Origin of the sequence: Lachnoclostridium sp. An181, from assembly GCF_002160325.1 — a bacterium.
Taxonomy (GTDB): domain Bacteria; phylum Bacillota; class Clostridia; order Lachnospirales; family Lachnospiraceae; genus An181.
This window is the reverse complement of record NZ_NFKJ01000003.1, coordinates 232,340-242,898: the sequence shown is the minus strand read 5'-3', so window position 1 is coordinate 242,898 and position 10,559 is coordinate 232,340. Positions and strand designations below refer to the sequence as shown.

Below are 10,559 nucleotides of genomic sequence, written 5' to 3'. Positions count from 1 at the left end.
GTCAGAAGAGTGCGAAGACCGGAGACACAGCAAACGCAGCAATGCTTGCGGGAGCGATGGCAGCAGCACTTGCAGCAATGGCAGCATTCAAAAAACGCAGAGAAGATGACTAATCTTTAAGCATATGAAAGGAGACGTCGGCATGAGATGCCGGCGTCTTTTTTGGCAATTTATAGGTTGTGTTCGGTTCTGAATGAGGGTATAATACTATCATATGAACTTTTATAGGGAGTAGGAATAGAACAAAGGAGATTAAATTATGTGTGGATTTACAGGATTTGTAGGTAGATTGGATAATAAAGAACAAGTGCTGCAAAATATGATGAATACCATTATACACCGTGGACCGGACAGCCAAGGGATGTTTACGGATGACGATGCAGCGCTTGGATTCCGACGTCTGAGTATTATCGATATCACCGAGACCGGAGACCAGCCATTATATAATGAAGATAAAACAAAAGTTCTGACGTTTAACGGGGAGATTTACAACTACCAGGAGCTGAGGGAAGAGCTTCTGGCAGCAGGACATATCTTTCAGACGCACACGGACTCTGAGACGCTTCTGCATGGGTATGAAGAATGGGGAGAGAAACTGGTGGAGCGCTTAAGAGGAATGTATGCTTTCGTTATCTGGGACAGAGAGGATAAGAAACTGTTCGGTGCCAGAGATATGTTTGGAATCAAGCCATTTTATTATGCAAAGATGAACGGTACCTTTTTGTTTGGATCAGAAATCAAAAGTTTTGTGGAACACCCTCATTTTGACAAAGTGTTCAATGAGAAAGCGCTTGGAAATTATCTTTCCTTCCAGTTTGTGCCGACAAATGAAACATTTTTTAAAGGTGTTTTCTGTCTTCAGCCGGGACATTATTTTACTTATAAAGAAGGGAAAATAGAGATTGTGAGATATTTTGAGCCTCATTTTACCGGAAAGACGGACAAATCTTTTGAAGAGATTGTGGATGAAGTGGAAAAGACAATGAAGGAGTCTGTGAAAATGCATAAGATCAGCGATGTGGAGGTTGGATCTTATCTTTCCAGCGGGGTGGACTCCAGCTATCTTACGTATCTTTCCCAAGTGGACAGAACTTTCACAGTTGGATTTGATGAGCAAAAATACAGTGAAATTCAGGACGCCAAAGAGTTTGCAGATAGCATCCATATGAAAAATGACAGCAAGGTCATCAAACCGGAAGAATACTGGGATGTGTTGTCAGATTTTACGTATTATATGGACGAGCCTGTCGCTGACCCTGCTGCAGTTGCCCTTTATTTTCTGAGCCAGGAAGCAGCAAAAAAGGTAAAAGTTGTTCTTTCCGGGGAAGGTTCCGATGAGTTGTTCGGTGGATACAATATTTACTGTGAACCTTTGGAATACACCGGTTTCAACAAAGTTCCAATGCCGATCCGCCGTTTCCTTGGCTGGTTTGCGGAGAGATGTATGCCGCGTGAGATGAAGGGGCGCGGATTTTTGATGCGTCACGGAAAGACACTGGAGGAACGTTACTTTGCGAACGCCACAACAATTTTTACGGAGCGAGAGGCAAATAAACTGATCAAAAAAGGATGTGAGAGAGGCATTCAGAAAGTGACAGCTCCGCTTTATTCGAGAGTACGGGGGAAAGATCCTGTGACAAAGATGCAGTATGTGGACCTGCACCTTTGGCTTGTCCATGATATTTTGATGAAAGGTGACAAAATGGGAATGGCAAATTCCCTGGAAGTGCGCGTTCCGTTCCTGGACAAAGAAGTGATGAAACTGGCGGAGACACTGCCGCTTGAATATAAAGTGAGAGCTCCGAAGACAAAAGTTGCACTGCGCGCCGCAGCTGACAAGGTGATCCGGAAAAAAACCGCGGAGAAGAAAAAACTGGGATTCCCGATACCGATCCGCGTGTGGCTGCGCGAAGAAAAGTATTACGTGCGCGTAAAGGAGATGTTCCATTCTGCACCGGCAGAGAAATTCTTCAATACACAGTATCTGATGAGATTATTGGAAGAACATAAGAACGGCAAACATGACAACAGCCGGAAAATCTGGACGGTGTATATCTTCCTGCTCTGGTATGACCGCTTTTTTGCAAATGGAAAGCCGGTTCACCCGTCAGTGAAACAGGCGTAGGAATACAAATACACCTCTGAGGAAATAAGCAGGGGGTGAGAAAATGGAAAAAACAGTCACAAAACAGAGGAAAAGAGCAGCTGCCTATTTTGATTACAGTCTGCTTGCGGCTGTCATCTTCCTTGTTTGTTTTGGGCTTGTCATGCTCTACAGTACAAGCTCCTACAGTGCTCAGATTGAGACGGGAGATGACATGTCTTTGTTTAAAAAGCAAGCATTGATAAGTGCAGCCAGTGTGGCAGTCATGCTGGTCGTATCAAAGATCAATTATCACTGGTACGCAAAATGGGCAAAATATCTTTATTTTTTTTCCATCTTTTTGATGGCGCTTGTGTTGACCCCACTTGGAATCGAGGCATACGGCGCCAGGAGATGGCTCCGGCTTCCGGCCGGTTTTCAGCTCCAGCCGTCCGAGCTTGCAAAGATAGCAGTGATTCTTTTTATACCGCTTTTGATCTGTAATTTGGGAAAAAAGGTAAAGACAACATATGGATTCTGGAAAGTCTGTGTGTGGGGCGGCATCAATGCAGCTGCGGTATTTTGCTTTACAGATAACCTGAGTACCGCGATCATTGTCATGGGTATCACCTGCGTGATGCTCACAGTGGTATATCCGAAAATCCGAAAGTATATGTTGATCGGAGGAGGCGCCATTGCTGCTGTGATCATACTCTTGCAGATTTTCGGATCCAAACTGGAGTCCTTTGGCGGATTTCGCCTTGGAAGAGTTCTTGTGTGGCTGAATCCGGAGGCTCATGCATCCGAAGGTGGATTTCAGATCATGCAGGGGCTCTACGCAATCGGCGCAGGAGGGCTTTTTGGGAAAGGTCTTGGAAACAGCACACAAAAGATGGTGATTCCGGAAGTGCAAAACGATATGATTTTGGCGATCATTTGTGAAGAGCTTGGAATTTTTGGGGCAGTGTTGTTGCTTGTCTTATTTGGCTTTCTTTTGTACAGACTACTGTTCATTGCTCAGAATGCACCGGATATGTACGGCTCTCTGATCGTGACAGGTATTTTTGCCCATATCGCGCTCCAGGTTGTGCTCAATATCGCGGTAGTTACCAACCTGATTCCGACCACAGGTATCACACTGCCGTTTGTCAGTTACGGGGGAACGTCCATTGTATTTTTGATGAGCGAGATGGGAATCGCTCTTGGAATTTCCGGAACGATCCGCCTGGAGTAGAAGAAAAAGTGAAAAATACTTTTATTTACTTCTGATTTGTGCTATATTGGAATAAGTAGTATTGAAAACTACATATACTAGAAATGTGTGGTATATAGAATCCAGGAGGAATCAGAAGATGAGTTATAGAGTGGTAGTGGACAGCTGCGGTGAATTGACGAAGGATATGAAAGAGAGCGGAAAATTTGTGACCGCGCCGCTTACAATCGATATAGACGGAGAATTGATCGTGGACGATGAAACATTTGATCAGGCCGATTTCCTGAGGAAGGTGGCTGCAAGTCCAAACTGTCCGAAATCGTCATGTCCGTCTCCGGAGGCGTATATGGATCTGTATGGCTGTGACGCAGAGCATATCTATGCAGTCACTCTGTCCTCAGAGCTGAGCGGCTCCTACAACAGCGCAGTTCTGGGAAAAAGGCTTTACGAGGAAGAGCGCGGGGACAAAAAGATCTATGTTTTTAATTCCAGGTCTGCATCTGTCGGACAGACATTGATTGCCAGGAAGATTGCAGAATATGAAGAAAAGGGCATGAAATTTGAAGAAGTGATCAAGGCAGTGGAAAAATACATTGCAGGGATGCACACATATTTTACGCTGGAATCTCTGGAGACACTGCGCAAAAACGGTAGACTGACCGGTATCAAGGCGTTTGTAGCCAGCGCGCTCAACATCAAGCCGTATATGGGGGCAACGCCGGAGGGAACGATCATTCAGCTTGGGCAGGCAAGAGGGATGAAAAAAGCGCTGGAAAAGATGGTGGATGTTCTTGTAAGGGAGGCGCGCCATACGGAGGAGAAAACCTTGGCGATCGCACACTGCAATTGCAGGGACAGAGCTATGCAGATGAAACGTCTTGTGGAAGAGAAGATGAAGGTAAAGAAGATCATTGTATTGGATACAGCCGGGATCAGCAGTATGTATGCCAATGATGGTGGAATAATCATGGTTGTATAAAAAGACAGATTGTGCTAAAATAAGCATAAAATCAGTCTAAGGCGCAAAGGAGTGTACAAGATGAGTCAGCAGAAAGTAGATCGTTATAAACAGAAAAAAGCAGAGAGAAAAAAAGAAGTCCAAAAGCAGAAAAGAAAAGATTTCTTGTGGAAATTTGGATTGTCAGTTGTAGCAATAGCTTTGGTAGGATGGATAGGCTATTCGGGATATAGTCTTTACACTTCCAGTCAGCCAAGAAAGACAGCCGAAGTTGATTATGGCGACATCAATGACTATGTGAACGGTCTTGCAAAGACAGATGACGCGCAGTAGCGGAAAACAGGATAAGAAAAAATTAAGAAGTGAATCCATGCTGGGAAACCGGCATGGATTTTTTGCATTTTGGCAGGAGAAAATGCCACTTCTCCCCACCTTTGATACCGGAGAGGGAGAAATTTGGGAACAGGCGTAAAATTCAGCAATAATCGGGGTTGGGAAGGTGTATAGAAAAACAAAAAAGTCCTTGAAAAGCAGGGGAAAGTAGTTTACAATAGGGTCAAGTGGTAGAAAGTGGTGAAAGATGGTAGGAGATGGTACAAAGTGGCAGACCATTTCCAAGAAGGTGATACTTATGTTGACGGGAGAATTCAATCACAATATTGATTCAAAAGGAAGACTGATCATTCCATCAAAATTTCGTGATGACCTTGGGGAGAAGTTCATGATCACGAAAGGGATGGACGGCTGCCTTTTTGTGTACCCGGAGGATGAGTGGAGACACCTGGAAGAAAAACTGCGCACACTGCCGCTTACCAACAAAAAAGCCAGAGACTTTAAGCGATTCCTTTTAGGAAGCGCAGTGGAAGGCGACCTTGACAAACAAGGCAGAGTCTTGATCTCTTCCGCCCTTCGGACATTCGCCGGGCTGGAGAAAGAAGTCGTTTTAGCAGGAGTACTAGATCGAATTGAAATTTGGAACAAAACAGCTTGGGATGAACGGAATACTGAAGTAGAAGCAGAGATAGATGATATCGCAAGTGACATGGAAGAGCTTGGGCTTAGTATTTGATTAAGTGGAGGGCACTATGACATTTCGACATACGTCAGTATTACTGGAAGAGACAGTAAATGGTCTGAACATCAAGCCAGACGGCATTTACGTAGATGGAACGCTTGGTGGAGGCGGTCATGCATACGAAGTTTGCAGACGCTTAAATGACAAGGGGAGGTTTATAGGAATAGACCAGGATGAGGCGGCAATTGTAGCAGCCGGCATCCGACTTGGCGGTTTCGGGGAGAAAGTTACAATAGTCAGGAGCAATTATTGTGATATGAAACTGCGGCTCCAGGAGTTAGGGATTGACAAGGTGGACGGGATTGTCCTGGATCTTGGGGTATCCTCCTATCAGCTGGATACAACCGAGAGGGGATTTTCCTACAAGGCAGATGCGCCGCTGGACATGAGGATGGACAGAAGACAGAGCCTCACTGCAAAAGAGATTGTCAATACTTACAGCGAACAGGAACTTTACCGTATCATCCGCGACTATGGGGAGGACAAGTTTGCAAAGAATATTGCAAAACATATTGTTGCGGAGAGGGGCAAAAGTCCGATTGAGACGACCGGAGAGCTTTCTGAGGTTATCAGACACGCGATCCCGATGAAGTTTCAGAAGATGGCCGGACATCCGGCAAAGAGAACATTCCAGGCGATCAGGATTGAGCTGAACAGAGAACTGGAAGTATTGAAAGACAGCCTGGATACGATGATAGATATGCTGAGTCCGGGGGGAAGGATCTGTATCATCACGTTCCACTCCCTGGAAGACAGGATTGTGAAATCTGCTTTTCGGAAAAATGAGAATCCGTGTACATGTCCGAGCCATTTTCCGGTGTGTGTATGCGGGAATGTCTCAAAAGGAAACGTGATTACAAGAAAACCTATCTTGCCGGGGGAGAAGGAGCTTGAGGAAAACAGCCGCTCCAAAAGTGCAAAGCTTAGGATTTTTGAAAGATGTTAAAATAAAAGTAAAGGGGAACCCATATGTCCAGATATCAAACTTTTATAGACGGCAATACTGTCCGCAAGGAATGGCCGGAGGGGAGGCCAAACCAGGAGCAGCGGACGGTACCAAAAAAGAAAGTCAGCAGCCAGGTGAAGAAAAACAGAAATAAAGCAGCTCATATGAACAAAGGGTATGTATTGTTTCTGGCAGTTGCGGCAGTGATGACATTGTTTGTGTGTGTGCAGTACATTGGGGCGCAGTCAGAGATGACGACGCATTCCAGGACGATCACGAAACTGCAGGAAGAGCTGGCAGCAGTAAGAGAAAAGAATAATACTGCTTACAATGCTGTGATGAATTCCATGAATCTGGAAGAAATTCGAAAGAGGGCACAGGAGGAACTGGGGATGACAAATATTTCCCCGGAGCAGATCGTAAAATACCAAAGCCCTGCAGACAATTACATCAGGCAGTATGAGGCAATCCCAAAGAGTGGAATTTTGGCACACTATGCGGGAGAGGCAGCAGAATAAGGTGGAGATATGGTAAGAACAGGAAAGAGACGTTTAAAAAATATCAGACAGAAATTTCCTAAAAATATGCAGAAAAAGCTAGTAATGCTATTTATGGCAGTGATACTAGCTTTTCTTGTATTGATAGGGAGGATTCTTTATATCAATGTAGTGCACGGGGAGGAATACAAAAAGATCGTATTGAGCCAGCAGCAGTATGACAGCAGAACAATTCCCTACAAAAGAGGGGACATTGTGGACAGAAATGGGACGACCATTGCCACGAGTGAGAGAGTGTATAATGTGATACTTGACGCAAAAGTTTTGCTGGCAAACAAAGAGAGAGTGTACCGTACAAAAGAAGTTTTAAACCAGACCTTTGGGATTGAGACAGATGTGATAGATTCCATTTTGGAGGAGAAACCCGACAGCACTTACAATATCTTAAAGAAACAGGTAAGCTATGAAGATGCCCAGAAATTTGAAAAGATAGAGGAGCAGTCAGCCAAAGAAAAAGAGGAGAAAGATAAAATCTCCGGAGTATGGCTGGAGGAAGATTATCTTCGCTCTTATCCGTACAATTCTCTGGCATCTGATATGATTGGATTTGTGACAAGCGGAAATGTCGGCACTGGCGGTATTGAGCAGTATTACAATGAAGAATTGAATGGCACGGACGGAAGAGAGTACGGATATCTGGATTCAGATTCAGTTTTTGAACAGACGGTCAAAAATCCCGTCAACGGGAACACAGTGGTTTCGACCATTGATGTGAACTTACAGACAATTGTGGAGAAATATATTAAAGAATTCAACGACCAGTACAAAGGGGAGGGTGACGAGACTTTTGGCAGTAAGAACACAGCTGTGATGATCATGAATCCAAACAATGGGGAGGTTCTTGCAATGGCCTCCTATCCGAACTTTGATTTGAATAATCCAAGAGATTTAAGTGCATACTATTCTGAGGAAACAATAAAGCAGATGGAGGAGGACGGGACAAAAGTGGAAAGACTTCAGGAAATCTGGAGAAACTTTTGTGTGTCCGACACATTTGAGCCGGGGTCTGTCATGAAACCATTTACCCTTGCAGCTGGTCTGGAGACTGGAAAGATAAAAGGGGACGAGACGTATTACTGCAGCGGTGGGCTGCAGATAGGAAGCGATTATGTACACTGTCATAAACGGGATGGACATGGAACGCAGACGGTGCAGGATGCTATTGCAAATTCCTGCAATGTAGCCTTTATGCACATGGGTGAGGTCATCGGAGCGGAGGAATTCTGTAAATACCAAAGACTGTTTGGTTTTGGGGAGTACACAGGAATCGACCTTCCTGGAGAGGCCGAGACATCGGGACTTTTGTTTCGGCCGGAGGATATGAAAGAGATCGATCTGGCAGTAAACTCGTTTGGACAGAGTTTTAATGTCACAATGACACAGATTGCAGCAGCGTTCTGCTCCATTGTCAATGGAGGAGATTACTATGAGCCGCACGTGGTGAAACAAATACAGGATGAAAATGGAAGTGTGATAAAGGATATTCAGCCCAAGCTTTTAAAGAGAACTATTTCAAAGGAAACTGCGGAAAAACTGAAAACCTACATGAACGCCACCATGGAATATGGAACCGGAAAGACGGCGGCTGTGGAGGGGTATGATATCGGAGCCAAGACAGGAACAGCCCAGAAACTGCCCAGAAAAGATGAGAGATATCTCCTTTCTTTCTGCGGTTATGCTCCGCAGGAGAATCCGGAAGTGGTGGTCTACGTTATCGTAGATGAGGCTAATGTGGAGAGGCAGGATGTCAGCAAATATGTACTGGAGCTATCGCAAAAAATTATGGCGGAGGCATTTCCGTACCTGAACATCACAAAAAGTGCACAGACAGACAGTACAAATGAATAAAGAGACGAATAACCTCATATAAGCAATAATAAGGTATAACAATAGCTTGTGTGGGGTTTTTCTTATGAAAAATAAAACATACAACAAGAAAAAGATCTTTTTTGTGTTTACAGCTGCATTTCTGGTACTTTTGTTTTTGATCGGAAGGCTTGTGTACCTGATGGTCTTCGATGCAGGATATTATCAGGAAAAGGCAGAGGCACTCCACGAAAGAGAGAGGGATATCAAAGCTGCAAGAGGGGAAATTGTGGACAGGAACGGAACTGTGCTTGCGACCAACAAAACGGTTTGTACGATTTCTGTCATCCATAGTCAGATTAAAGATGCGGAAACAGTGATCCGGATGCTTGTGAAGGAACTTGGAATGGAAGAGGCTGAAGTCAGAAAAAAAGTGGAGAAGGTATCTTCTATGGAGAGGATCAAGACAAATGTGGACAAAGAGACAGGGGATAAGATCCGCGCCTATGAGATGGAAGGCGTCAAGGTGGACGAAGATTTTAAGAGGTATTATCCGTTTGAGGAGCTTGGATCCAGAGTGCTTGGCTTTACCGGAGCAGATAACCAGGGGATCATTGGCCTGGAGGTCAAATACGAAGAAGAGTTAAAAGGAGAGAATGGAAAAATCCTCACGACCACGGATGCAAGGGGAATTGAGCTTGAAGGTGTGGCCGAGGACAGGATCGAACCTGTACCGGGAAATACATTGCAGATAAGCATGGATTACAATATCCAGTCGTATGCACAGCAGGCGGCAGAGCAGGTGATGGAACAAAAACAAGCAGACGGAGTGGGAATCATCATCATGGAACCTGACACAGGAGAAATTCTCGCAATGGTCAATGTACCTGAATTCAATTTGAACGAACCGTTCAAACTGAATACAGGGGAGGATACATCAGGGCTTTCTGATGAGGAAAAACAAAAGCTGCTAAACCAGATGTGGAGGAATCGCTGCATCAACGATACCTATGAACCCGGCTCTATTTTTAAGACCGTCACTTCAGCGGCGTGTCTGGAGGAAGGGGTGGTGAGTCTGGACGACACCTTTTTCTGCCCGGGATATAAGATTGTGGAGGACAGAAAGATCCGATGCCACAAAGTGGGAGGACATGGGCAGGAGACATTTGTGCAGGGCGTACAAAATTCCTGCAACCCCGTGTTTATGGAGGTGGGAATGCGGCTTGGCGCAGACAAATTTTGCGGGTATTTTGAAAAATTTGGCCTGATGGACAAAACCGGAATCGACATTCCGGGGGAGGCGGGGACGATTATGCACAAGAAAGAAAATATCGGGGAAGTGGAGCTTGCAACCATGACATTTGGCCAGTCATTTCAGATTACACCTATACAGATGGCGTCAACAGTGAGCGCACTGGTAAATGGAGGGACGAGGGTGACACCACATTTCGGAGTGCGCGTACTTGACAAAGAGGGAAAGGAAATCCATCGTTTTTCTTATGAGGAGAAAAAGGAGGTTGTGTCAAAGGAAGTGTCTGAAACTATGAGGAAGATATTGGAAAGTGTCGTTTCTGTTGGTTCCGGGAAAAATGGATATATAGACGGATACCGGATTGGAGGGAAAACGGCTACATCCCAGACACTTCCAAGAAGTGCGAACAAGTACATTTCCTCTTTTATCGGATTTGCTCCTGCGGATGACCCGAAAGTGTTGGGGATGTGTATTATCTACAATCCAAAAGGAATTTACTATGGAGGAACGATCGCGGCCCCGGTCATCCGGGATATTTTTGAAAATATTCTGCCGTATCTTGGATATGAAAAGGATGAAAGTCTGATGCGCGAAAAGGAAGAGGAGTAGTTGAAAAACAGGGGGAAAAGGAGTATACTAACTAAGATTGTAAAGAGAATGACGAGAAAG

At 44.8% G+C, this 10,559-nt stretch carries 10 protein-coding genes; all 10 read left to right on the top strand.

The window, feature by feature from the left end; genetic code table 11:
- The coding region (locus B5F18_RS13040) for an LPXTG cell wall anchor domain-containing protein (RefSeq protein ID WP_143468348.1) at positions 1–113 on the top strand (113 nt) is incomplete at its 5' end.
- Between the two features lie 146 nt (positions 114–259).
- The gene (gene asnB, locus B5F18_RS03625; protein WP_087156294.1) at positions 260–2,125 is read left to right on the top strand and encodes an asparagine synthase (glutamine-hydrolyzing); all 1,866 of its coding nucleotides are present in this window, start codon (positions 260–262) and stop codon (positions 2,123–2,125) included.
- 43 nt (positions 2,126–2,168) lie between these two features.
- The gene (locus B5F18_RS03620) at positions 2,169–3,317 is read left to right on the top strand and encodes an FtsW/RodA/SpoVE family cell cycle protein (RefSeq protein ID WP_087156293.1); all 1,149 of its coding nucleotides are present in this window, start codon (positions 2,169–2,171) and stop codon (positions 3,315–3,317) included.
- A 118-nt stretch (positions 3,318–3,435) separates the two neighbouring features.
- Positions 3,436–4,275 carry a DegV family protein gene (locus B5F18_RS03615; RefSeq protein ID WP_087156292.1) on the top strand — a complete coding sequence of 280 codons (840 nt, stop codon included), beginning with the start codon at positions 3,436–3,438 and terminating at the stop codon, positions 4,273–4,275.
- A 60-nt stretch (positions 4,276–4,335) separates the two neighbouring features.
- A complete protein-coding gene (locus tag B5F18_RS03610; protein ID WP_087156291.1) occupies positions 4,336–4,587 on the top strand; it encodes a hypothetical protein in 252 nt (83 codons plus the stop codon).
- Between the two features lie 298 nt (positions 4,588–4,885).
- The gene (gene mraZ / locus B5F18_RS03605; RefSeq protein WP_087156313.1) at positions 4,886–5,323 is read left to right on the top strand and encodes a division/cell wall cluster transcriptional repressor MraZ; all 438 of its coding nucleotides are present in this window, start codon (positions 4,886–4,888) and stop codon (positions 5,321–5,323) included.
- A 16-nt stretch (positions 5,324–5,339) separates the two neighbouring features.
- Positions 5,340–6,275 (top strand): 16S rRNA (cytosine(1402)-N(4))-methyltransferase RsmH, encoded by a 936-nt coding sequence (gene rsmH / locus B5F18_RS03600; RefSeq protein ID WP_087156290.1) that lies wholly within the window; start codon positions 5,340–5,342, stop codon positions 6,273–6,275.
- Between the two features lie 23 nt (positions 6,276–6,298).
- Complete coding sequence (locus B5F18_RS03595; RefSeq protein ID WP_087156289.1) at positions 6,299–6,793, top strand: hypothetical protein; 495 nt, start codon at positions 6,299–6,301, stop codon at positions 6,791–6,793.
- A 9-nt stretch (positions 6,794–6,802) separates the two neighbouring features.
- Positions 6,803–8,680 carry a peptidoglycan D,D-transpeptidase FtsI family protein gene (locus tag B5F18_RS03590; protein ID WP_087156288.1) on the top strand — a complete coding sequence of 626 codons (1,878 nt, stop codon included), beginning with the start codon at positions 6,803–6,805 and terminating at the stop codon, positions 8,678–8,680.
- Between the two features lie 64 nt (positions 8,681–8,744).
- Complete coding sequence (locus B5F18_RS03585; protein ID WP_087156287.1) at positions 8,745–10,499, top strand: peptidoglycan D,D-transpeptidase FtsI family protein; 1,755 nt, start codon at positions 8,745–8,747, stop codon at positions 10,497–10,499.
- Positions 10,500–10,559 lie beyond the last annotated feature (60 nt).

What these genes read in the sequence shown, in the direction of transcription:
- asnB (WP_087156294.1), top strand. Translation starts at nt 260, where the DNA reads ATGTGTGGATTTACAGGATTTGTAGGTAGATTGGATAATAAAGAACAA.
- B5F18_RS03620 (WP_087156293.1), top strand. Translation starts at nt 2,169, where the DNA reads ATGGAAAAAACAGTCACAAAACAGAGGAAAAGAGCAGCTGCCTATTTT.
- B5F18_RS03615 (WP_087156292.1), top strand. Translation starts at nt 3,436, where the DNA reads ATGAGTTATAGAGTGGTAGTGGACAGCTGCGGTGAATTGACGAAGGAT.
- B5F18_RS03610 (WP_087156291.1), top strand. Translation starts at nt 4,336, where the DNA reads ATGAGTCAGCAGAAAGTAGATCGTTATAAACAGAAAAAAGCAGAGAGA.
- mraZ (WP_087156313.1), top strand. Translation starts at nt 4,886, where the DNA reads ATGTTGACGGGAGAATTCAATCACAATATTGATTCAAAAGGAAGACTG.
- rsmH (WP_087156290.1), top strand. Translation starts at nt 5,340, where the DNA reads ATGACATTTCGACATACGTCAGTATTACTGGAAGAGACAGTAAATGGT.
- B5F18_RS03595 (WP_087156289.1), top strand. Translation starts at nt 6,299, where the DNA reads ATGTCCAGATATCAAACTTTTATAGACGGCAATACTGTCCGCAAGGAA.
- B5F18_RS03590 (WP_087156288.1), top strand. Translation starts at nt 6,803, where the DNA reads ATGGTAAGAACAGGAAAGAGACGTTTAAAAAATATCAGACAGAAATTT.
- B5F18_RS03585 (WP_087156287.1), top strand. Translation starts at nt 8,745, where the DNA reads ATGAAAAATAAAACATACAACAAGAAAAAGATCTTTTTTGTGTTTACA.